Genomic DNA, 23,492 nt, shown 5'->3' with positions numbered 1-23,492 from the left:
ATATTATATAAGAATTTTTAATTACAAGTAAGCAAATACTAAATTTCCCTTTAAGTTTATATAAAATTCAAAATTATAAGTAGCTTTCTTTTTTTATTATTTAGCAAAATTATAGCAAACTTAACTTGTGTGAATAGGCAATAGTCATTACATTCATACTTCATGTTATATAAATTCACATGGATAGAAAAACTTGTCTCATTACAGGAGCATCATCTGGCATTGGAGAAAGTCTAGCACGGTTGCTCATTAAAGATCGATGGTTTGTGGTTGGCATTGCAAGGCGCACTGAAAAACTGGAAAAATTAAAAGAAGAATTAGGTAGTAATTTTTTACCTATAACATGTGATGTAAGCAAAAGTGAAAATATTAAAAACTCGTCTGATTTTTTAAAAAAGCAAAATATTATACCAAATCTCTTTTTTCTTAATGCAGGATGTGGCGAAATAGAAGATAAGTTTCATACCAACATTCATAGAAAAACATTTGAAACCAATTATTTTGGCGTTATCAACTGGATTGAAGAATGGATTCATCATAATTCCTTGGCAACTTTTGCGGTTATATCTTCCCTTGTTGCTATTCATGCAACACCACATGCTTCTGCATACTGTGCCAGCAAAGCAGCACTAAAAAGTTGTTTTCAATCACTAAAAATCCAATATTCTAACAGTAGCACAAAGTTTATCACCATAATGCCAGGGCCAGTAAAAACAGATATGTTTAAGTCTAATAAACCACTTCCCTTCATATGGGAGCCAGAAAAAGCTGCAGCATATATTTTAAAAAGTATATTTAAAGGAAAGAAAGTTATAGCGTTTCCAATTTTCTGGCGGTTATTTTTTCATATTTTACAAATTCTTCCCACTAAAATGACTTCAAGAATCTTACGATAATCACCAAATCTACCATCTTGTAAAGCTAAAGCTCTTCAAAACTCAATCGCAAGCTTCTCCACAAAAAAACATCTTGACTATCGCATGTTTCATATTATATGAATAAACTGTTAATGAAAGTGGAGGGTTGCAATGCCTGATGATATAGATCAGTCTAAAAAAATAAATGAGAAATGGTTACTTATAGGAGGTGCTTCATTGTTTCTTGTAATCATGCTACCATCAATTTTTCTCTTAGCAAAAATAGCTATGATGTTTGTTATAATCTCAGCTACAGCAATAGCAATAAAAATTGCCTCAAAAGCAATATCAAATGTTTTAGAGGATAAAGAGAATCAATCAACACAAAATAAAATTATAAACCTAGCTGTTGGAGTAGTATCCATACTTGCAGGTGGGCTATCATTACTTATTACAGCAAAAGTTGGTTTCATCGCAATATGTTCAACTATAGCTATTTTAGCTCTGTACGAATATATTAAAGATGAAAAAATAGGTAAGGATATAAATGATAAATTTGATGAAATAGCTAATAACACGGCTGAGTTTTGTGTAGACAGCATTGAAAAACTTATTCCATCACAAAGCCAAGGAGTGTGATCTTTTATTTATAAATAATTAAATTTGAGATACATGGCTAACGTACAAAAACTGAAACCAGTACTTCCTTTCTTGTCATCCTAGTAATGCCTTCCATCATTAAAAATGTTGTATTACTTTTATACTCGCAAATCTAACTGGATTTCAGTACTGGAATGACAACAAAGAGGCTACCTAAATGACATATTCAATCTCTATACAGATGTACGTCATGTTCATAAAATTACGATAAAAATTACTTGACAAATTCTGATAGTCTTTTTACTATTCGTAATGGAGGTGTTCTAGAGTTTGGAATCTATCTTCGTCTGCAGGCTTTTCAATTCAATTAATCTATAATCTTCAGTTAAAATATATTTTAGCTATACTTCGGTCGTAGCTGTATACATTTTTTGAATCTTTTTTTATTAACAGGAGGATCATTATGTTTAAAATTCTGAATTACGCATATCATTAACCTGCATGTCTTTAAAGGACAGATGGTACATATGTCCTTTTTATATTATATTTTATAGCAATATCATGTATTACTTTACGCCCAGTCTTTTTCAAATATTGCGAGCCCTTGGTCAGTAAGTGGATGATTAATTAACTGTCTAAGTATTTTTGCTGGTACAGTAATTGAATGAGCACCAAGCCGTGCAGCTTCTATTACATGTGCTGGACTTCTTACTGATGCAACAAGAACTTTTGTCTTAAAATTATAATTAGAATATATAGTGCATATATCTTCTATTAGCGATAAGCCATCATAGCTTATATCATCAAGGCGACCAACAAAGGGAGAAATAAAACAAGCACCGGCCCTAGCGGCAAACAGTGCTTGTCCAGGAGAAAAACATAATGTGATATTAGCAGGTATTTTATGTTCTGTCCACAACTTTTTACAAGAAATTAATCCTTCATGTGTAAGGGGCAACTTTACTACGATATTACTAGCAATTTTCGCTAACTTAAGGCCTTCTTTAATCATCTCTTCATGGCTATCTGCAACAACTTCAACACTAACAGGCCCTTTTATAATAGAGCATATTTCACTTACTAAATCTTCGTATTTATCTTTATGTCCAGATTTTGCTATTAAAGAAGGATTAGTTGTTATGCCGTCAATGAACTCCTTTAATTCTTCAATTTCATTTAAATCAACACTATCAAGAAAAATTTCCATATTATTGTCCTATTAAAAACCTATTTTTACAAAATATTGTCATCTTTGAAAAGTATTAAATAAAATCGGATTTTTAACTCAACTCAATTTTTAGTCTGTCAGGGAAGAAAATATTGAACTGAGACATAGTTAATATGTATAGCGCTTTCCTTAATTGGTTATATTTTATTAACAGAATTAGCAACTAGTATACCCAATTTCTGAAGTTTACTAGTTTTACGTCTAATGAAATTCTTGCATAGCCTAAGATGTAGTGCTACTATTAGTATAGTATTGTAATACAAATAGATAGTGAGGCTAAATTGAGTTTAATGCTCGCAGTTGTTTTTAACGCAATTAAATTCAACTACAAAGATTAACACAAAGGAACTTTGATAGCTTAGCCACTCCTACAATAGATGTATTATCAGAACAATAGTAATAGGGGGTATACTATGTCAACAAGTTTCCTGATGCTGAAAAACATATTAGCAGAGTTGAAAAGAAAAAATAGCATTACTGTTTTAGAAAAGCATTATCAGGAAAAATGGGAGATTTATGACTTGTTCATGGATTTAACAAATGATGAAAATTTTAAGCAAGCATATATAGATCTATCTTTCAACAAGAGCTTTAAGAAAGACTTTATAGAATTAGCAAATCAGGCAAAAAAAGCTGTAAGTAAGTATTTTGAAAGGAAAGACATAGAGCTTCAAGCTTTTTATGTAGAAACTGAAGATGCTAATAGAGTGTTAAACATTAACCTTACTAATTACAGTAGAAGTGAGCCAATAAAAATTAGCGATATCTTGCAGCAAGAAAGTAATATTAATGCGTTGAATATTTATTGCGATAAAAAGCATGGTATGTACGCTTATCGAAAAGATAAGGAAAGACATTATGAATTTAAAGAGGATGCATATTATGAAATAACAAGCACTTGGTCTGTGCAGGACAAGCATGGGAAAACTTTTACTTGTACTATGGTTATGAATGTAAGTAGTGCTGGTATAACTGAAGTACTACAGTTTAATGGTAAAGATTTTGAATCGCCATCTAAGGAGTTTTGGAATTTAATAAGACAAAATGAGGAATTATATATTCAAGACCTCTCTCTACATGATGCTGTAAAAGCATTATTGGAGAAGAATAAAGATGCTCCAGCTGTTAGTAATCTGCAAAATATAGTAATCAATCAAGACGAAAAGCTGAAAGATCTTGAAAATGATGCTAAAAACAATCCTATTCTTTCTTTCACTAGCAACAATGTACCAGCACAGCAGATTGCAACTCAGGCAATTGCAACTCAAACAGAAGTTAATTCACAGCACACTGAAACTCAAACAGAAGTTGCTGTGCAACATGTTGAGATTCAAGCGGAAATTGATTCTCAACAAACTGAAACTCAGAATTTGCAAGAAGTTGCAACTCAAACAGAAGTGAATTTACAGCACACTAAAACTCAGACAGAAGTTGCTGTGCAACATGTTGAAATTCAAGCGGAAATTGGCTCTCAACAAGCTGAAAATCAGACAGAAGTTGGTTTACAAGAGGTTGCAATTCAGACAGGAATTAGTTTACAGCACACTGAAGCTCAGACAGAGGTTAATTTACAAGAAGTTGCAATTCAGAATTTGCAAGAAGCTGCAGTGCAAACAGAAATTAACTCACAACAATTAGATCAAAAGTTTACAAAGGCTGAGCAAGAAATTAGAGAATTAAACGAGCAGAGAAACAAATTACAATATAGACTCGACGAGGCTAAGCAAGAAATTGAAGAGTTAGAAAAGCGTAATAGTGATTTACAGAATGAATTTGGAGAAGAAAAGCAAAAAAATGCAGAATTGCAAGCTGAACTGACACAAAAAAATGAAAAGCTAGCAAATATGTCAACAGAGCTGCAAGAAAAAGCGCAAGAACTTGAAGGTGCGTATGAAGAAAGGGAAGGCCTGAAGAAAAAGCTGGAAGTTGCTAATGCAGGAAAAGAAGAGTTGATAAGTGAGTTAAGAAAATTGCAAAAGGAATTAGTTCATCTGGAAGAAGAAAGGTTTCATTTGAAAGATGATCTTGATCAGTTAAGAAGCGATAATGAGAGTATAAAGAAAAGCAAAGAGGAGCAAATATCAGATTTGAAAGAAGAAAATCAAATGTTAAGCAACTATACAGCAAAGCAAGTAGAATCAGAACAGGAACTCGACAAGGCTAAGCAAGAAATTGAAGAGTTAGAAAAGCGTAATAGTGATTTACAGAATGAATTTGGAGAAGAAAAGCAAAAAAATGCAGAATTGCAAGCCGGACTTACACAAAAAGATGAAAAGCTAGCAAATATGTCAACAGAGCTGGAAGAAAGAGCGCAAAAACTTGAGAATGTGTATGGAGAAGAAAAAGAAGATCTAAAGAAGAGGCTGGAAGTTGCTAATGCAGAAAAAGAAGAGTTGACAAGTGAGGTAAGAAAATTGCAAGAGGAATTAGACCAGCTGTTAAACAATTGCATAATAAAGCAAAAAAAATCAGAACAGGAACTCATGGAGGCTGAGCAAGAACTTGAAGAGTTAGAAAAGCATAATAGTGATTTACAGGATGAACTTGGAAGAGAAAAGCAAAAAAATGCAAAATTGCAAGCTGAACTGACACAAAAAAATGAAAAGCTGGCAAATATGTCAACAGAGCTGGAAGAATTTGAAAAGGCAAATAAAAAACTGAAGAAAGACCTGGAAGTTGCCAATGTAGAAGGAAAGAAACTGAAAAGTAAAGTGAATCAGTTAGAAGAAGAGGCAAATGCAAATGAAGAGGAAGCAAACAGAATGAGAGATGAACACAGTAAATCGTCAATGAATTTCAAATCTCAAATGCAAATCTTAGATAATGAGTACAACACAAATCTGGAATCTTATAAACAAGAGGTAGATCAGCTAAAGCAGGAATATGAAGAGTTAAAGAACGAGCTAGAGCTTAAAGATGAGCAAATTAAGAAGTATAAGCAACAGTTGTCGCAGAAGGGAGAAGAAACAAAAGAGAATCAATTACTGAAGTCAAAGATTAAAGAATTGGAAGAATGTAATGAGCACTTGACAGAAATAATTGGAAATAAAGCTCTGGAAATTGAAAGAATAATTGGAGAAAGAAAAGAGCTAAACGGTACAGTGCAATACTTAAATAGCCAAGTAGAACTGTTAAGTCCAGTAATTGATCAAGTACTTGTTAGTAAAAAAGAAGTTTTTGATAATAATTCAAAAATGTTTTACCAGCTTACAGAGGAAATTGATGATTCAGAAAAAAAACCTAGGTCTTTAAGCTTTGATAGCGCATTTCATAACGATGATGACGACCACTGTAATTCACTTCTAGACTTAATCAGCAGTCCATCAAAGGTGTGTAGCCAAAGTCAGTGTGGAGGTGTTTAATACTGTTCAGATGCATATGAAATCAGTGCTTCTTCTTGTCACTCAACTCTTGTCATCCCAGTGCGCGACACTGGGATCCAGTTAAATTTGCGAGTATAACAGTAATCAACGTTTTAATGATTATGAAGAACCAGTGTCACAAATTGGGATGACATCTTCCCTGAACCATAATGTTCGTACAGTTGTGTGTCAGCTACTTGAAGTGGGAATGACAAGAGTAAACTCATTTCTTGAACACAAAAAGAGCCCCTAAAGAGATTTGACATCAAGATAACTTAAATATATACCAACTCTCTTATTTTTTAATGATTCCTCATCATGAGTCAAATGATCAAAAACCTGAATTTGATTCGTTATAATGCTACAATTATTATTTGCAACCTCTAATATACCATTATCAATTACAACTTTTTCCTTTGTCTGGTTACTCATTTGAACAGTAATTATACCAGGCAATAAATAAATTAAGTAAGGAGAATGGTAAGCTAAAATCACTAGCTCTCCTTCAAGCCCATTCACTGAAAGCGAAACCACTTCATCGAATGAAATTCGATTATCAGGAGAAAAAAATTGCACCTTAAAAGTGTTCATAATCTTTAATGTCCGGCTCCAACTTCAGCTTTTATTGATTCAGCCTTTTCTATTGCTTCACTTATACTTCCCACCATATAAAAAGCAGCTTCTGGCAGGTGATCATATTTACCTTCAATAATTCCTTTAAAACTAGAAATAGTATCAGAAAGTGAAACAAATTTGCCAGACATGCCAGTAAATACCTCCGCAACATGAAAAGGTTGAGAAAGAAACTTCTGAATTTTACGAGCTCTATCAACAATAATTTTATCTTCATCAGATAGTTCATCCATACCAAGTATTGCGATAATATCTTGCAGCGACTTATAAGTTTGCAATATACGTTTCACTTCAGAAGCCACATTATAATGCTCTTCACCAATGATTTCAGCAGATAAAGACTGAGAAGTTGAGTCAAGTGGATCAACAGCAGGATATATACCCATTTCAGCTATCTGCCTTGACAACACTGTGGTTGCATCAAGATGAGAGAATGTCGTTGCCGGAGCTGGATCGGTCAAATCGTCCGCAGGAACATATATAGCCTGTACAGAAGTAATAGAACCAGCAGTAGTTGAGGCTATTCTCTCTTGCATAGCGCCCATATCAGTTGCAAGGGTTGGCTGATAACCAACAGCCGACGGTATTCTTCCAAGCAAAGCAGAAATTTCAGAACCAGCTTGAGTAAAACGGAAGATATTATCCACAAAAAATAGAACATCTTGATTTTCACAATCACGAAAATACTCTGCCATAGTTAGTGCTGTTAAAGCAACCCTAGCCCTTGCTCCAGGAGGTTCATTCATTTGACCATAAACCAAAACGGCTTGAGATTTTTCGTGCTCATTTATATCTATTACATTCGAAGTAATCATCTCGTTATAAAGATCATTACCTTCACGCGTTCTCTCTCCTACTCCAGCAAACACAGAAAATCCTTTATGAGCTTTTGCTATGTTGTTAATCAGCTCCATTATCAGAACTGTTTTACCAACACCAGCTCCACCAAATAAGCCAATTTTTCCTCCTTTAAGATAAGGAGCAAGAAGATCTATAACCTTTATTCCTGTAACTAAAACTTCTTCCTGTATCTTCTGCTCAGTAAAACTTGGAGGTGATCTATGTATAGGTTCTAAATCATACTTTCCTTTTAGCGGACCACACTCATCTATAAGCTCCCCTACAACATTAAAAATCCTTCCTAAAGTTGAGCGTCCAACCGGAACTGATATTGGTGCACCTGTATCAACAAACTCATCACCTCTTGACATACCATCTGTGCTATCCATAGCAATACAACGGACTACATTGTCACCTATATGCTGTGAAACCTCTAGAACTATCTCCTTGCCCTTAGATTTTAGTTTGCTTTTTAAAGCATTAAATATCTTAGGCAACTCGTCTTCAAATTTCAAATCAACAACTGCTTGAGTTATTTTAACTACTTTACCTGTACCCATCTCTTTCATCACCTAACACTACAATTCTATAAAAGAACTTCTAAAGAAAATAAATCTTATATTATTAACAGAAATTTTGCAATATTAAAACACTTACTAGTTACGTTTCATTATAAACAATGCAAATGCATTCAATAGCCAAGTAATAACAAACAGCACCAAACTAAGCGCATAAGCAGCAAGAGTTTGCACACTATTGAAATCCTGATCTCCGGTAAGTAATGTAGCAATTTGTACAGTGATAGTAGTAACTGAATTGAGAGGATTAAAGGTCAAATTTGCATTGATTCCCACAGCCATTAGTACAATCATTGTTTCGCCTATCACTCTTGAAATTGATAATAAAATTGCACTTAAAATTGTAGGCATTGCATAAGGTATTATTATATGCCATATAGTTTCCGCTGGTGTTGCACCAAGCGCCATAAAACCATAACGCAAACTTTTTGGAACAGATCTTATAGCATCTTCAAGCAAAGAAATAATAAAAGGAAGAATCATTACCCCGATCGATAAACCAGCAATCAAAGCACTTTCTGAGTGTATACTTAAATTAAAAAAATTTGCTACCTGCTTTATAAAAAAAGACAAAAATACAACTGAGAAGTATCCATATACAACAGTAGGAATAGCAGACAAAACCTGTAAGGCTGTATTAATAACATAACGCACTTTTTCACTCGCATACTCACTAATATATATTGCAGAAAACAAACCAAGCGGCACCGCAACTAACATTGCTACAATAGTTATAAGTAATGTCCCCACTAAAAGTGGCGCTATACCAAAACATCCCACCTCTCCTTCACCAATAATAGCTACATTATGCTTCCATTTTAAGCAAAATAAGAATTCTGAAATAGCTACTTTATTAAAAAAAGAAATGGACTGAACAAAAATAGATAGCATTATAAATAAAGTGATAAAAAGTGATATTGCTAAAGCCATAAATAACAAAAATTTTACCATCTTATTTCTTTTACCTTTAAAGATAAAAATCAGCATAAAAAAAAGTAACGCTATAGAAATAGAAGTTATAAAATAACCATCATAGAATGCTAACAAACAAGGTAGCATCCACATACAACTCAAATATATATAAGACTTAACTTTACTTACTGCTTGAAACTTACTCAAACAAAATAAAAGGATTAGTAAAATAGGTACGCCTATAATTAAATTCATTTTCCCATACATCAAATTTTATTCGACAAGAATGCCATAGAAGTTGACCATTATTTGACAATAGAGCAAAATAATTTAAAATAAATAATCATATTAATATAAAAACAATGAAAAGAACATTTCAACCAAAAAATTTAAAAAGAAAGCACAGACATGGATTTCGTTCACGTATGTCAACAAAAGCTGGAAGAAAAATTCTTAATAAGCGTCGTTCATTAGGGTGTAATAAATTATGCGCATAGTAAGCATAAAAAAAAAGAGTTTTCCTTTGCTTTTAAAAACAGATTAGCACCTGACAGTCTTTTTTATCGAGGGGTATATATATCACTATATGCTATAAAAGAAAGAGAACCTGAAAAGTATATTCATGTTATTAGAGTAGGTCTGGCTATCAGTAAAAAAGTCGGAAAAGCAGCAAAAAGAAATAAAATAAAAAGGCAATTACGAGTGCTAGCTAAAGTTAGCATTTCTAATATAAGTAATGTAGGGTACTATTACATAATACTAACCCATAAAAACATTATGCAAGCAAGCTATAAAAATTTACAAAAAGATCTCAATATTTGCTTAAAGAAAGATAGAATAAGAAGAAATTTTCACTAAAGTATTTACAGCTATATTTTTTATGATAAGATAAGTAAAGTTTTTAAAATAAATTAATAGATGTGGGTGCTTGATGGTAGAGAGTATAAGAAAACAAGATAAAAAGCTCGATACAAATAATACTGAGGAGAGTTTTTATAAATATAGAGAGTCTAGCTACCGTACACAATGGGGAATGGCATTTGAACAAAGCCAGTACTTAGAGCAAAATAAGGATAATCCTAGAGGGAAGTTGCTAAATTTGAATATAGAAGCAACTTATTACAATAAGAGAATAGTTTGATAAAAGTAAAAGTACCCGTTCAGGGGAGTCGTTCAAGAAACGATAGGCAGGGGATTGTATAGTTCTCTTTGTTTTCATGTTAAGTATAATGAAGTTATCTTTTCAAATTCTTAGCTCTGATTACGTAAAATATGAGCTTTTACAGTAAACGATATAATGCCTAATTTGCTGTTCAGCGCGGTAGTGGAATATTTTCTGGTTCACTTAAAAAATTTCACATCATTCTTTCAGATTTTAAAATATTTTTCGCAACTTGAGAAGCTCCAATTGCTTCAGATAAGTAGCTTCAATTAATACCTTATACGTTTTGCAACTTTCTTACACTTCTGTTAAAATATCTATTTCACTTTTTAATAAAGCTTTTTTTAGTACAAATAATTCAGTGGATGCGTTTTTTAAGTAACAGCCCAGAACTTTAACTTCAATAGTCCAACTATGTTTCAAAGTACCTTGCTAAGTGTGCCCAACAAATCTACCTTTTTTATCAGCAAAATAATTGTACGCTGCATATCTGTCAGCGACTATTACGATTGCAACATACACTGTCTTTTAAAATCTTCTTTCCCTTTAAAACTTTCAGTATTACTTCAGCACTAACAAAGCTTACCTTTATTATAATAGGTTGATGCGCGAAACCTCACCTTTCTTATTCGATTTGCTCATACACCTTTTTGCATTTTGAAGCAACTCTATATTCACTATTTGATACGCTTCCAATTCACATTAAAAAAATTACTTATAATTCCCACGTTTTGAATTTTTATAAAATCCACTAAGTGCTACAATTATCAACCTAACTCTTGGGCCAAATGTATCTGCTTTTTAGTAGTTTTCTACTTCTTCTTTCTCCTCATCTCCAACAACTTAATTAATATTCAATTATATAAAGTTTGATTTTCGGAAGATCAACTTTTTGATGATTTGTTAAATATTGCTATCTCTCCTCATCATTTGCAAGTAGGTAACAAATTCTACTTTTAAGTTTTCTACTTTTATTTTAAAGTTTTCGCAGAGTTCTAAAAGATCAGTACAGCTACTCTATGTTTACCTTGTTTGATCACTCTACTGAACAGATATAAATAAAAAAGAAATTTTTATAAACTTGGCAGCGACCTACTTTCCCTTTTTAAGTATCATCGGCGCTAAAAAGTTTCACTTCCGAGTTCGAAATGAGATCGGGTGGTTCATTTTTGCTATAGCCACCAAGTCAATAAAAATTTCTGACTTAACAAACTTCAATTTTCAATTTAATATTTAACACTGCATACATACATATAGAAAGCAAATAAATCAATCAGGCTATTAGTACTAGTTAGCTTCGCATGTTACCATACTTCTACACCTAGCCTATCAACGTGGTAGTCTCCCACGGCCTTAATTGGGAAATTTTTTTGAAGAGGGTTTCTTGCTTATATGCTTTCAGCAATTATCCCATCTATACATAGCTACCCAGCGATGCTATTGGCATAACAGCTGGTACACCAGAGGTATATCCACCTCGGTCCTCTCGTACTAGAGTCAGACCTTCTCAAATTTCCTTCACCCACGGCAGATAGAAACCGAACTGTCTCACGACGTTCTAAACCCAACTCACGTATCACTTTAATCGGCGAACAGCCGAACCCTTGGGACCTTCTCCAGCCCCAGGATGTGATGAGTCGACATCGAGGTGCCAAACGGTGTCGTCGCTATGAACGCTCGAACACCATCAGCCTGTTATCCCCGGCGTACCTTTTATCCGTTTAGCGATGACCCTTCCATACAGAATCACCGGATCACTATGACCGACTTTCGTCTCTGCTTGGCTTGTCAGCCTCGCAGTCAGGCAAGCTTATACCATTGTACTATCAAGCTGATTTCCGACCAGCTCTAGCTTACCTTCGCACGCCTCCGTTACTTTTTAGGAGGCGACCGCCCCAGTCAAACTACCCACCATACAATGTCCTAGTTCCAGATAATGAAACATAGTTAGATATCAAAAATGTAAAGGGTGGTATCTCAAGGTTGACTCCATTATAGCTAGCGCCATAACTTCAAAGTCTCCCACCTATCCTGCACATTATATTTTTAATAGCAATGTAAAGCTATAGTAAAGGTGCACGGGGTCTCTTCGTCTAACCGCGGGTACCCCGCATCTGCACGGGGAATTCAATTTCGCTGAAGTGATGTTGGAGACAGTGGAGAAATCGTTACGCCATTCGTGCGGGTCGGAACTTACCCGACAAGGAATTTCGCTACCTTAGGACCGTCAGTGTTACGGCCGCCGTTTACTGGGGCTTCAATTCGGAGCTTGCACCCTTCCTATTAACCTTCCAGCACCGGGCAGGCGTCAGACCCTATACTTCCACTTACGTGTTTGCAGAGTCCTGTGTTTTTAGTAAACAGTCGCTACTCCCTATTTTGTGCCACCTACTCATAGTTGCCTAAAAGCAGGTTACCCTTCTTCCGAAGTTACAGGTATAATTTGCCGAGTTCCTTCAACATCATTCTTTCAACACCTTAGTATACTCTACTCATCCACCAGTGTCGGTTTGCGGTACGGCCTCATAAATATAAGTGCTATTTCCTGGAGCTTCTTTTAAGCATAGATCAATCCAATAAGATCTATACAAATACGAAACCCGTCACACTTAAGAGGTTTAGGAATATTAACCTAATTGCCATCGACTACTCCTTTACGGACTCGCCTTAGGAACCGACTAACCCTACGCAGATTAACTTAACGTAGGAAACCTTAGATTTTTGGTGAGAGTGTTTTTCACACTCTTTTACGCTACTTATGTCAGCATTCTCACTTCCGATATCTCCAGCAGTTTTCACAAACCACCTTCACAGACTTACGGAACGCTCCGCTACCGCGCCTATTGATCGAAATCAATAAGCACTCACATCTTCGGTATACAGCTTTAGCCCCGGTACATTTTCGGCGCAGAAAAACTTATTTAGACAAGTGAGCTGTTACGCTTTCTTTAAAGGATGGCTGCTTCCAAGCCAACCTCCTAGCTGTAATGGTTTTTCTACTTCCTTCCCCACTTAGCTGTAATTTTGGGACCTTAGATAGTGATCTGGGCTGTTTCCCTTTCCACCACGGACTTAGCACCCGTAGTGTGTCTGCTGTATAATCAATTGTTGGTATTCGGAGTTTGGTTAGATTTGGTAAGATGATGAATCCCCCTAGTCTATCCAGTGCTCTACCCCCAACAACATACATACAACGCTCTACCTAAATAGATTTCGCGGAGAACCAGCTATTTCCAAGTTTGATTGGCCTTTCACCCCTAATCACAACTCATCCAATAATGTTGCAACATTAACTGGTTCGATCCTTCAGTATGTTTTACCATACCTTCAATCTGGTCATGACTAGATCACTTGGTTTCGGGTCTAATCCGTAAAACTAAACGCCCTATTCAGACTTGCTTTCGCTACGCCTACACCTAACGGCTTAAGCTTGCTTCACAGATTAACTCGCTGACCCATTATGCAAAAGGTACGCTGTCACTCTAAATATCAATAAATTGATATAGAGCCCCAACTGTTTGTAAGCACTTGATTTCAGATTCTATTTCACTCCCCTCCCGGGGTTCTTTTCACCTTTCCCTCACGGTACTTGTTCACTATCGGTCGTTAAGGAGTATTTAGGCTTGGAGGATGGTCCCCCCATATTCAAACAGGATTTCACGTGCCCCGCTCTACTCAAGGATTTAAAAACTTTCTACTTATACAGGACTATCACCTTCTATGGTTACCATTTCCAAAGTATTCTAATTCTTATTTTTAAACCACTAGCCTTTTCCGCTTTCGCTCGTCACTACTAACAGAATCTCGGTTGATTTCTTTTCCTTTGGCTACTTAGATATTTCAGTTCACCAAGTTTGCTTTATATACTTAGTATATAATAACTAGCTAAGCTAGTTGGGTTTCCCCATTCGGAAATCTGCGGATCAAAATTTGTTGACAATTCCCCACAGCTTATCGCAGCCTGCCACGTCCTTCATCGCCTCTTAACGCCAAGGCATCCATCAAGTGCTCTTAATAATTTATTTATCTGACTATATGTAGAATATGCAGAGTTAAATATTAACTTACAATTGAATTGAGATTAAATAATCTCTACCATAAAACTTTTCAAACATCTAAAAACTAACCTCTTATATGTTACAATCTGATAAATCATATGTCAACGCCTTTTTACACAAAACATTTACCTATTATTATCAACAACAATATACCAGCAATCTTAAACAGTACAATCTGAGAAATATTCGACAAATTGATATGTACAGAAAAATTAATGAAAAAGATATTTTGTAAGATAAAATGTGTTAAAATTAGTTACCTAAAAACGACAATGAACATTTGGAGTATTTCTAATGTATGAAAAGTAATCTATCTTTTATAAAAAACTTTACTTTAAATTGTATATCTAAGCTTACTGGCTTATTAAATATTAAAAAAGTAAAAAACTTCATTATGGATAAATACAATACTCTCCATAAAGAAATTGTAGTGCTTCTTGAAAAATCTAAAAACCTGTTAAATACCAACGTTGAAATCGGGTTATATCACTTCTATAAAGGTAATATATCAGATGCAAAGTTAAGATTTTGGTTAATTAGCATATTCTACCCCAATTTACCTATAATCTGGTATAATATTGGAAGATGTCATTTTGCAGTAGGAAATACTAATAAAGCTTATAATTATTTAACAAAGACGCTAAAATTAGATAGCAGTCACAAAGAAGCTTCTTACTACATAAAAAAAATAACAAACACATCAGATATCGTAGAATTGCCTAAAAATCTCATAAAGCAATATTTTGATTACACAGGTGAATATTTTGTTGAACATTGGTTGATTGCCAAACAATACAGAGGACATGAACTAGTACATATGATAATCAAAAAAATCTTTCACAACTCCACTTCTGAACTGAATATACTTGACCTTGGTTGCGGTACTGGAATATGTGGTCACTTCCTAAAAATAAATAATATTAGAAGTCGCATAACAGGAGTTGACATCTCAAATAGAATGCTCAATATTGCAAGAGGATGCCTTATAAAAGGTAAACCTGTTTACGATGAGTTAATACATACAGAAATGAAAGAGTTCCTTAAACAAGAGAAGAACCGGCAGTATGATGTAATTATCTTTGCTGAAGTTCTACACTATTTACATGATTTTCTAGCAGAATTGGAACTAGCAAAAGTATTGACAAACAAAAAAGGGATTATTGTATGTTTAGTAAGAAGAAAGGAAGGTAAAGGTATTGACTTTGTAAACAAAGGAGATTATTTTCGTCATTCAGAAGATTATATTCAGCATGTTGCAAAAGAAACAAATATGCAACTAAGTCAGATGAGTTACTGTAAAATATATGGTAGCCAGGTTGATGGTATCTTGTTTGCGTTACAACATCCACAAACAAATTCAACAACTTAATCGAGAAATCGCTCAAATAAATGTCTATATTATCATAAAAGGAGCCTTATGAATTACATTACTATTAATTACGCAAAGGATAGTAAATTAACCGATTTTGGAAAAGCAGTTCTATCGGACAGGTATTTAATAAAAAATGAAAGTTATCAAAATCTCTTTATACGTATTGCTAATTATTATTCTGACAATAAGGAGCATGCACAACGTCTTTATGATTACATGAGCAACTTGTGGTTCATGCCTTCAACACCAATACTTAGTAATGGCGGTACCAAGAGAGGATTGCCTATTTCCTGCTTTCTTAACGAAACTGAAGATAGCTTGCAGGGAATAGTTGATTTATGGAATGAAAATGTTTGGCTCGCTGCACGTGGAGGAGGAATAGGTAGTTACTGGGGAAATCTACGTTCAATTGGTGAAAGTGTCAAAGGCAGCGGCAAAACATCAGGAATTATTCCATTTATTGTAGTGCAAAATGCTCTAACGCTTGCAATTAGTCAGGGATCCTTAAGGCGAGGAAGTTCAGCAGTTTATCTTCCTGTATCTCACCCAGAAATAGAAGAGTTTTTAGATTTACGTAAGCCAACTGGTGGTGACCCAAATCGCAAAGCGTTAAATATACATCATGCTGTAATAGTAACAGATAAATTTATGCAAGCTGTTGAGAATGATCAAGAATGGGATTTAATAAGCCCTCATAGCAATGAAGTTATTTCAACTGTAAAAGCGCGGGATATATGGATCAAAATATTAACAGCAAGAGTTGAAACTGGAGAACCTTACATTATTTTCCTTGATGCAATAAATAACAATAAGCCAGAATCTTACAAAAAGCTCAACTTAGACATCAAGATGTCAAATCTATGCAGTGAAATAACTTTAACCACAGGTTATGATCACCTGAATAAGTCACGTACTGCTGTGTGTTGTCTATCATCCGTAAACCTTGAGTACTACGAAGAATGGAAAGATAATGAGCTTTTCATAGAAGATATAATGCGTTTTCTTGATAATGTATTAGAGGATTTCATAAATCAAGCACCCAATGAAATACAGCGAGCAAAATATTCGGCAATAAGAGAGCGTAGTATCGGTCTTGGTGTGATGGGTTTTCATTCATTTTTACAAAGTAAAATGGTTCCTTTTGAATCAGCAACAGCACAACAATGGAATAAAAAATTATTTAAGCATTTGCGCAAGCAAGCAGATATAGTGTCTAAAAAATTAGCAGAAGACAAAGGTTCATGTCTTGATGCTAAAGAAATCGATCTAATGGAAAGGTTTACACATAAGCTCGCTATCGCTCCAACTGCCTCAATTTCGATTATCGCAGGCAACACTTCCCCTGGAATAGAGCCGTATGCAGCAAACGTATTCATACAGAAGACACTTACAGGTTCATTTGTAGTGCGAAATAAATTCTTACAAAAATTATTAGCAGAAAAGAATCAAGACAATGATAAAATATGGTCCTCAATTTCAACAAATGAGGGTTCTGTTCAACATTTAGATTTTCTTAGCGAGCATGAAAAATTGACATTTAAAACAGCATACGAACTTGATCAACAATGGATCATAGAACATGCAAGTGATAGAACTCCTTATATTTGTCAATCTCAATCAGTAAATCTGTTCTTACCTGCCAACGTGCATAAACGTTACTTACATAAAATACATATGCTTGCTTGGAAAAAAGGATTAAAGAGCTTATACTACTGCAGATCACAATCAATGCAGAGAGCTGACAAGATTTCTCATGATATATTCAAAAAAAGCGAAATACTGCAACAAAAAACAGATATTAATTATGATGAATGTCTATCATGCCAGTAGACTGTACATAACTTACTGTCACAAAAATACAATTGTACAAAAGTTATGTTTTCATAGATGCTACATATAAATCCAGATGAATTTCTAAAGTCTATTCCAAGAGATAAACGTATAATGTGCCTTGATATGGGAGAAAAACAAATAGGCATAGCATTTAGTGATAAAACACAGCTTATAGCTACAGCTCATAGTATATATTATAGAAGAAATATGAGCAAAGATTTAGGTTATCTAAATAGAGTGCTTAAAGAAAATGAAGCTGGATCAATGGTAATAGGACTACCATTCAAAATAGATGACCAAGAGACTGAATGGTGTAAAGCAATAATCCAGTTTGCAAATAAAATAATAAAAAAATGTAAAGTACACATATACCTACAAGACGAAAGTCTATCAACATCTCTTGCAACTCACGCACTAAAAATTACTGGAATATCAATCACAAAATCAAAAAAAATAGATGATAAAATTGCTGCATGTATTATTCTGCAACGAACGTTAGATAAGATAAATACCATCAAATAGTTTTTTCAACTGAATTCATGTAAAACTATTCAATAAAACAAGAACTTCTCGTATAAGCATGACAAATTGCTGTAGCAAGAGCATCAGCAGTATGATGACATTTTATATTTAAGTTTTTAACTATTTGCTTCACCATAAATATAATCTGATCCTTATCAGCATGACCATTTCCAGTAATGCTCTTTTTTATATAGTTTGCATCATATTCATTCATGGGTAAATCCGTCATTCGTAATATTAAAATTGCAATCGCTCTTGCATATCCTAAAGTTAGCGAAGATTTTGGGTTCTTATTAACAAAAATTTTCTCTACTGCAGCTTCATTTGGAGAGTATAGAGAAATTACTTTCTTTAATTCTTCAAAAATTATATGTAAACGCTCACCTGTACCCAACTTACTATCAGTTGATATGGCACCACCACCCAAAAATTCAATACTATTTTTTTCTTCCAGATTGATAATTGCCCAACCAGTTTTGCTTATTCCTGGATCTAGACCTATTATCTTAATCACTTAATAAATGCTGAGCCAATAAACAAACAAAAATAAAAATATCCAAACTACATCAACGAAGTGCCAATACCAAGAAGCAAACTCAAAACATAAATGATCTTGAGGTGTAATCTGATTTTTTCGAGCTCTAAATAAACATACTGACAAGAATATTATCCCTATTATAACATGTACACAATGAAAACCAGTAATCATGTAAAAGTTGGATGTATAGATAAGTTTCTCTCCCGCTTCTTGTAGAGAAAAACTTGCTTCATAATACTCAATTGCTTGCACTATTATAAAGAACATCCCAAGCAATATAGTTATAGACAGCATTTTAATCATGCTCTTTTGATCATTTTCAAGTAAAAAATGATGTGCTGAAGTAATCGTTGTACCAGAAAGTAATAATATTAGTGTATTCATAAATGGTAACGACCACGGATCCGGTGGTAAAATCCCTTCAGGGGGCCATTCAACTTTTTTTGTAGGAGAAAACGCTTCAAATAAAAAAACCGGATCAAGCCAGGCTTTAAAGAATGAACAAAAGAACGCTATAAAAAACACAACTTCCGAGAGGATAAATAAGTACATTGCAAGCTTGAGTCCATGTTTTACAATGGCAGTATGGCATTTATCATAAATTGCTTCTCTTATTACATCTCTCCACCAATAAAACAGCACTCCTGATACCGCAGAGATTCCCAAAACTAAACCAAATATTCCAGAAATTTGTTTATGGAGTGTACCAACTAATCCAAGTGCAAGAACAAGAATTGCTGCTGATATAGCAATTGGCCAGGGACTTGGGTCCACTAAATGAAAATCATGTTCTTTACTTTTCATATCACCTTCAAAAATACATATCAAGCATACAAATTAGCTTAAAATTGTCAATATTTCTTAAAATCTTGATCAAATTTTGAAAAATTATATGCGCTATTCCAAAAGTCTAACTCAAATTGTGCAGTTATTTTAAATAATTCAAGCATTCTGGTTCTTTCACTTTCCCTTGCTTTGTTACAATACTCGTCAACAATATCTTCCAAAGCAACACATCCAGATTCCATCAAACTACCGCCAAAAAAATCAAACCAATCCTTATATCTATTATTTTTTTTAATTTTATTTCTCATATTATCAACAATAATTTTATATATAAAATGGCAAGAGTAAAGAACTGTTACAGCTTCATAAATGTCGCTATACGAAGTAGACAAAAGAAAGTTAGTAAAATTGAAACATTCAAGCGACTTTTCTCCACGATTTATGGAGTATACAGTAAAGTAGTGGTCGTATAACACTCTCATAATCTCTATTCCTCCTTTAGCCACCCCAATCAATGGAACAATGTTATTACAACTCTCCATTTTTGATGCAGTCATTAAAACAGTACGAACATAATCAGCTAAAAAGAATGCATCTTGTTGTATATAAAATTTGAAGTTTTCTATGTTTAAAGTATTATTTGCTAATTCAACATTGAAAGGATGCTCAATAATATCCTTTAAAAGATTTGACCCATAATAACTCTTAATTATACCACTAAACATCACATAAACTAGAATATAATTTAGTGTTAATACTACAGATTATGCTAGAGAATACATCTCATCCCAAAACATTATTTCTAGCTCTAGACCTCTCTTAAAAAACTCACGCATCTTTTTCCTCTCACAATCACCAGCCTTTGCATATAGATTATTTGCAACGTCAGTAACTTGATTAATCGTAGCATTCATTACTGTGTTATTATAGATATCAATCCACCCTTGATATCTGTGATCTTCAACTTTTTTAGGCATAACCTCTCCTACCATATGATTTATAATAATTTGGTATATATTAAAACAAGGATAAGACGCTGCTAAAGCTTCAGCAACAGAATTATGATATGCAGCACGCATAAAAAAATCAGTAAAAGCAGAACAAGATTTTGATTTTTTATGATTATCGGATAAATCACAAGTCTCAAAATATTCAGTATACTGCTTTCGAACCGCAAATGTTCCCCTTGCTACATTAACCAAACTGCCCATTATTTCAATGTCATCAACTTTAGCTGCAATAATCAATAAAGCACGAGTACAGTCCACTAAATATAAAAAATCCTGCTGAAGATAAATTTTGAACTTTTCATAATCTAGCGTATTGTTTATCAATTCAACATTGAAAGGATGTTCTTTTATTTCTTCAATAAGATCAGATGATTCTTTTATAGCAATATCATAAAATTCTTCTTTTGGTTTGTTGGACATCTTGTAAGCCTCATAAATATTAAAACTAGTATAGTTACTAAAAAGTTACTTACAATTTATAATAAGTTATTATATCAGTATCAAGCTAGAAATAAAAGAGTTTAATAGTTTAAAGAAATTCTCTCTTTTCTTCTTCTATATTAAATTCTTTACAAAAATCAGTAGATAAGTCCACACCTTCCCAAGAAAATCCACCATCACTTTCTAACTTTTTACCAAAATGCCCATAGCAGGCTGTACGTTTATATATAGGACGATTAAGTGATAAATGTCTTATTATGCCTTTAGTTGATAAATCTATGTTACCTTCAATAAACCCTTTAATCCTCTCTTCATCTATTGTATTCGTGCCAAATGTATCAATGTAAAATGAAGTAGGTTTTGAGACACCAATTGCATAAGAAAGCTGCACAAGACAACGTTCAGCTAAACCTGCAAAGACAATATTTTTAGCAAGGTATCTCGCCATATAAGCTGCGGATCTATCAACTTTTGTTGCATCTTTTCCAGAAAACGCTCCTCCACCGTGTGGAATATAGCCTCCATAAGTATCAACCATAATTTTTCGTCCGGTTAATCCACAATCACCAACTGGTCCACCAATAACAAATCTACCTGTTGGATTGACTAAGAGATTTTCTTTAGGGCACATCCACCCTTCAGGTAAAGATGAAGCTATGTAAGGATAAATTATTTCCTTCACTTTCGATTGACTCAGATCCTCAAGATGCTGTATTGAAACAACAATACTTTCAGCACGCACTGGAAGGTTATTCTCATACGCCAAAGTGATTTGCGATTTTGCATCCGGACCAAGCTTTACCCCTTTGACCATACTCATGATATTTCTCAGAATCGAGTGTGCATAAAAAATGGGTGCTGGCATGAGGCTTTCTGTCTCTATTGTTGCATAGCCATACATTATGCCCTGATCCCCAGCACCTTGATCCACACCTATTGCAATGTCATTTGATTGTTCATGTAGTAATATATTTACTTTCACTGTTTCCCAGTGGAAACCATCATGCTCATAACCAATATCTTTTATTGTATTCCGTACAATACTTTCAATCTTGCTATTTTCAATGTTCGGCCCAAATACTTCCCCAGCTATAATAACATTATCTTTAGTAACTAAAGTCTCTATTGCAGTACGAGAGGAAGAGTCATTAAAAAGGTATTCGTCAAGTATTGCATCTGAAATCTGGTCTGCTACTTTGTCTGGATGACCGGCTGCTACTGATTCACTGGTTACTGAATTCTTATGTAAAACCATCGCTTAGTTACACGATATCAAAACTATTGCAAATTTAAATGGTGGGTCTGGGAAGAGTTGAACCTCCGACCTCACGCTTATCAGGCGTGCGCTCTAACCACCTGAGCTACAGACCCGTATCTATTCAAGCCAAGGCTTGCATATCATCTGTAGGCACAACATCAATAAACGTCTTTTTATTTGCTGATTTTCTAAAACTCACCCAGCCTTTCGTTTTAGCAAAAATCGTATGATCTTTACCCATACCAACATTCTTTCCAGGATGAAATTTTGTACCTCTTTGACGTACAATTATGTTACCTGGAATAACCTCACCATTCTTCTTTATCCCGAGTCGACGCCCTGCCGAATCTCTACCATTACAGGAACTACCACCTGATTTTTTAGTTGCCATATCTTACCTCTTACTTTTGAAGACTAATTTCATTGATACGAAGAACAGTAATATACTGCCTATGACCATTTTTCCTACGGTAATTTTTTCTTCTCTTTTTCTTAAAGATTATAATTTTTTTATCTCTACACTGCTCCAGTACTTCAGCTTTAACAACAGCATTAGATGAACAAGATAAGCCATTGTTTGAAACACAAATCACTTTATTGATTTCCACTTCCTCTTTTTCTTCAGCTTGTAATCTTTCTACTTTAATTATGCTGCCTTTTTTTACTAAATACTGCTTTCCACCAGTTTCGATTACTGCAAACATGACAAATATCAATTATTGTTATTAACACTAATCGTAAATGATGTTACACATACTGTCAATATAAATAAAAACATGAAATACTTCTACCTTTATCTGTTTTTCCTCGTGGAGAGTAGTCAAGTTTTAAAACTTGACTACTCTCCAATTCTCTTAGTATCATGAAAACTTTACGACGTTAATAAGCTTTCACTAAAAACATTCAATCGGAGCTTATAAATTAAAACTCATTCCAAGTTCAAACCCATGAGAAAACTCACTGAACTTGTGAAGTTTGTAGCCAGCGAAAACATTCGTTCTCTCAGAAAGTGGAAGATTAATACCAGCACCTATCTGGTAGGAAAAAAACTTTTTTACGTCTAGCTGTTGACCTTGCTGTGCTGGTTGAGATACTTTAGCTCCACCTCCTAGCTGTTGACCTTGCTGTGCTGGTTGAGATACTTTAGCTCCACCTCCTACACCAAAAGTAACATAAGGGGTAATATCCGTACTTTCAAATTGATGATGATAATGAAGCTTTGCCATGAATCCTAACTCTGCCAAAGATCCTCCAAAAAAAACAGATTTGACTACAGGACCAGCTGAAATTTTTATGCTATCTGTATAATGATAGCCAAACTCATAATTAATACCAAGATTGCCATATGACGACGAAGTATAGACTCTATCTCTAATCCAATCAACTCCAAAAGACGGTGCTGACAGAGAACAGCAGATTACTAAAGTAAGTAATTTTTTCATTTTCACCCTCTAACCATGAATATACGCATATATACCCACAGAAAAGTTAAAAATCACATA

At 34.2% G+C, this 23,492-nt stretch carries 21 protein-coding genes, 1 tRNA gene, 2 rRNA genes and 1 pseudogene; 9 read left to right on the top strand and 16 right to left on the bottom strand.

What is annotated here, in order from left to right:
* The first annotated feature begins 179 nt into the window (after positions 1-179).
* Both BVG17_RS05590 and BVG17_RS05585 read left to right on the top strand, forming a co-directional pair.
* On the top strand, positions 180-896 hold the full coding sequence (locus BVG17_RS05590; protein ID WP_063631041.1) for an SDR family NAD(P)-dependent oxidoreductase: 717 nt from the start codon (positions 180-182) through the stop codon (positions 894-896).
* Positions 897-1,028: 132 nt separating this feature from the next.
* Positions 1,029-1,496: a hypothetical protein gene (locus tag BVG17_RS05585; RefSeq protein WP_063631040.1), complete on the top strand. Its 468-nt coding sequence runs from the start codon at positions 1,029-1,031 to the stop codon at positions 1,494-1,496.
* Positions 1,497-2,028: 532 nt separating this feature from the next.
* On the opposite strand, the gene fsa is transcribed toward BVG17_RS05585, so the two are convergent.
* The gene (gene fsa, locus BVG17_RS05580; RefSeq protein ID WP_063631039.1) at positions 2,029-2,664 is read right to left on the bottom strand and encodes a fructose-6-phosphate aldolase; all 636 of its coding nucleotides are present in this window, start codon (positions 2,662-2,664) and stop codon (positions 2,029-2,031) included.
* 434 nt (positions 2,665-3,098) lie between these two features.
* Between fsa and BVG17_RS05575 the strand changes: the two genes are divergently transcribed.
* On the top strand, positions 3,099-6,047 hold the full coding sequence (locus BVG17_RS05575; protein WP_143688860.1) for a coiled-coil domain-containing protein: 2,949 nt from the start codon (positions 3,099-3,101) through the stop codon (positions 6,045-6,047).
* 249 nt (positions 6,048-6,296) lie between these two features.
* Here BVG17_RS05575 and BVG17_RS05570 read toward each other — a convergent pair whose 3' ends face one another.
* From BVG17_RS05570 to pstC, 3 genes are all read right to left on the bottom strand, one after another.
* The gene (locus BVG17_RS05570) at positions 6,297-6,638 is read right to left on the bottom strand and encodes a F0F1 ATP synthase subunit epsilon (protein WP_010404622.1); all 342 of its coding nucleotides are present in this window, start codon (positions 6,636-6,638) and stop codon (positions 6,297-6,299) included.
* A 5-nt stretch (positions 6,639-6,643) separates the two neighbouring features.
* Positions 6,644-8,080, bottom strand: a complete 1,437-nt coding sequence (gene atpD, locus BVG17_RS05565; RefSeq protein WP_172793469.1) for a F0F1 ATP synthase subunit beta — start codon at positions 8,078-8,080, stop codon at positions 6,644-6,646.
* A 96-nt stretch (positions 8,081-8,176) separates the two neighbouring features.
* Positions 8,177-9,265: a phosphate ABC transporter permease subunit PstC gene (pstC, locus tag BVG17_RS05560; protein WP_063631036.1), complete on the bottom strand. Its 1,089-nt coding sequence runs from the start codon at positions 9,263-9,265 to the stop codon at positions 8,177-8,179.
* Positions 9,266-9,372: 107 nt separating this feature from the next.
* Here pstC and rpmH point away from each other — a divergent pair, with 107 nt between their 5' ends.
* The 3 genes from rpmH (at position 9,373) to BVG17_RS05545 (ending at position 10,151) form a co-directional block, all read left to right on the top strand.
* The gene (rpmH, locus tag BVG17_RS05555) at positions 9,373-9,507 is read left to right on the top strand and encodes a 50S ribosomal protein L34 (protein WP_015588337.1); all 135 of its coding nucleotides are present in this window, start codon (positions 9,373-9,375) and stop codon (positions 9,505-9,507) included.
* A complete protein-coding gene (gene rnpA, locus BVG17_RS05550) occupies positions 9,491-9,868 on the top strand; it encodes a ribonuclease P protein component (protein ID WP_084241005.1) in 378 nt (125 codons plus the stop codon). The genes rpmH and rnpA overlap by 17 nt, the downstream gene beginning before the upstream one ends.
* 73 nt (positions 9,869-9,941) lie before the next feature.
* Entirely contained in the window at positions 9,942-10,151 is a 210-nt protein-coding gene (locus tag BVG17_RS05545; RefSeq protein ID WP_063631035.1) for a hypothetical protein, read from the top strand.
* A 123-nt stretch (positions 10,152-10,274) separates the two neighbouring features.
* Here BVG17_RS05545 and BVG17_RS09625 read toward each other — a convergent pair.
* The 3 genes and pseudogenes from BVG17_RS09625 to BVG17_RS05535 form a co-directional block, all read right to left on the bottom strand.
* Positions 10,275-11,070 (bottom strand): annotated as a pseudogene (locus tag BVG17_RS09625) (IS66 family transposase); the annotation flags it as partial.
* A gap of 181 nt (positions 11,071-11,251) precedes the next feature.
* A 5S ribosomal RNA gene (gene rrf, locus BVG17_RS05540) occupies positions 11,252-11,358 on the bottom strand.
* 74 nt (positions 11,359-11,432) lie between these two features.
* Positions 11,433-14,197: ribosomal RNA gene (locus BVG17_RS05535) — 23S ribosomal RNA — on the bottom strand.
* A gap of 331 nt (positions 14,198-14,528) precedes the next feature.
* Between BVG17_RS05535 and BVG17_RS05530 the strand changes: the two genes are divergently transcribed.
* Genes BVG17_RS05530 through ruvX form a run of 3 tightly spaced genes read left to right on the top strand, consistent with a single transcriptional unit; the run spans position 14,529 to position 17,957 of the window.
* The gene (locus BVG17_RS05530; RefSeq protein WP_063631034.1) at positions 14,529-15,599 is read left to right on the top strand and encodes a methyltransferase domain-containing protein; all 1,071 of its coding nucleotides are present in this window, start codon (positions 14,529-14,531) and stop codon (positions 15,597-15,599) included.
* A gap of 48 nt (positions 15,600-15,647) precedes the next feature.
* On the top strand, positions 15,648-17,432 hold the full coding sequence (locus BVG17_RS05525) for a ribonucleoside-diphosphate reductase subunit alpha (RefSeq protein WP_063631033.1): 1,785 nt from the start codon (positions 15,648-15,650) through the stop codon (positions 17,430-17,432).
* Between the two features lie 57 nt (positions 17,433-17,489).
* Positions 17,490-17,957: a Holliday junction resolvase RuvX gene (gene ruvX, locus BVG17_RS05520; RefSeq protein ID WP_019236914.1), complete on the top strand. Its 468-nt coding sequence runs from the start codon at positions 17,490-17,492 to the stop codon at positions 17,955-17,957.
* A gap of 25 nt (positions 17,958-17,982) precedes the next feature.
* Here the strand turns inward: ruvX and ruvC are convergent, their stop codons facing one another.
* From ruvC to BVG17_RS05475, 9 genes are all read right to left on the bottom strand, one after another.
* Positions 17,983-18,471: a crossover junction endodeoxyribonuclease RuvC gene (ruvC, locus tag BVG17_RS05515; protein ID WP_019236913.1), complete on the bottom strand. Its 489-nt coding sequence runs from the start codon at positions 18,469-18,471 to the stop codon at positions 17,983-17,985.
* Positions 18,472-19,299: a cytochrome c oxidase subunit 3 gene (locus BVG17_RS05510; protein ID WP_019236912.1), complete on the bottom strand. Its 828-nt coding sequence runs from the start codon at positions 19,297-19,299 to the stop codon at positions 18,472-18,474. It abuts the gene before it with no gap.
* 47 nt (positions 19,300-19,346) lie between these two features.
* A complete protein-coding gene (locus BVG17_RS05505) occupies positions 19,347-20,006 on the bottom strand; it encodes a TenA family protein (protein ID WP_007302513.1) in 660 nt (219 codons plus the stop codon).
* Between the two features lie 39 nt (positions 20,007-20,045).
* On the bottom strand, positions 20,046-20,711 hold the full coding sequence (locus tag BVG17_RS05500; RefSeq protein ID WP_007302512.1) for a TenA family protein: 666 nt from the start codon (positions 20,709-20,711) through the stop codon (positions 20,046-20,048).
* A gap of 109 nt (positions 20,712-20,820) precedes the next feature.
* Positions 20,821-21,987, bottom strand: coding sequence for a methionine adenosyltransferase (gene metK, locus BVG17_RS05495; RefSeq protein WP_019236911.1), 1,167 nt, complete (start codon positions 21,985-21,987; stop codon positions 20,821-20,823).
* A 39-nt stretch (positions 21,988-22,026) separates the two neighbouring features.
* A tRNA-Ile gene (locus tag BVG17_RS05490) sits at positions 22,027-22,103 on the bottom strand.
* Positions 22,104-22,111: 8 nt separating this feature from the next.
* Positions 22,112-22,381 (bottom strand): 50S ribosomal protein L27, encoded by a 270-nt coding sequence (gene rpmA, locus BVG17_RS05485; protein WP_006012184.1) that lies wholly within the window; start codon positions 22,379-22,381, stop codon positions 22,112-22,114.
* 10 nt (positions 22,382-22,391) lie between these two features.
* Complete coding sequence (gene rplU, locus BVG17_RS05480) at positions 22,392-22,694, bottom strand: 50S ribosomal protein L21 (protein ID WP_007302510.1); 303 nt, start codon at positions 22,692-22,694, stop codon at positions 22,392-22,394.
* Between the two features lie 210 nt (positions 22,695-22,904).
* Positions 22,905-23,432 carry an outer membrane beta-barrel protein gene (locus BVG17_RS05475; protein WP_063631032.1) on the bottom strand — a complete coding sequence of 176 codons (528 nt, stop codon included), beginning with the start codon at positions 23,430-23,432 and terminating at the stop codon, positions 22,905-22,907.
* Positions 23,433-23,492: the final 60 nt, after the last annotated feature.

Source organism: Wolbachia endosymbiont of Laodelphax striatellus (assembly GCF_007115015.1).
Taxonomy (GTDB): Bacteria; Pseudomonadota; Alphaproteobacteria; order Rickettsiales; family Anaplasmataceae; genus Wolbachia.
The sequence above is the reverse complement of the archived record's forward strand: the minus strand, read 5'-3'. Positions and strand labels throughout refer to the sequence as shown.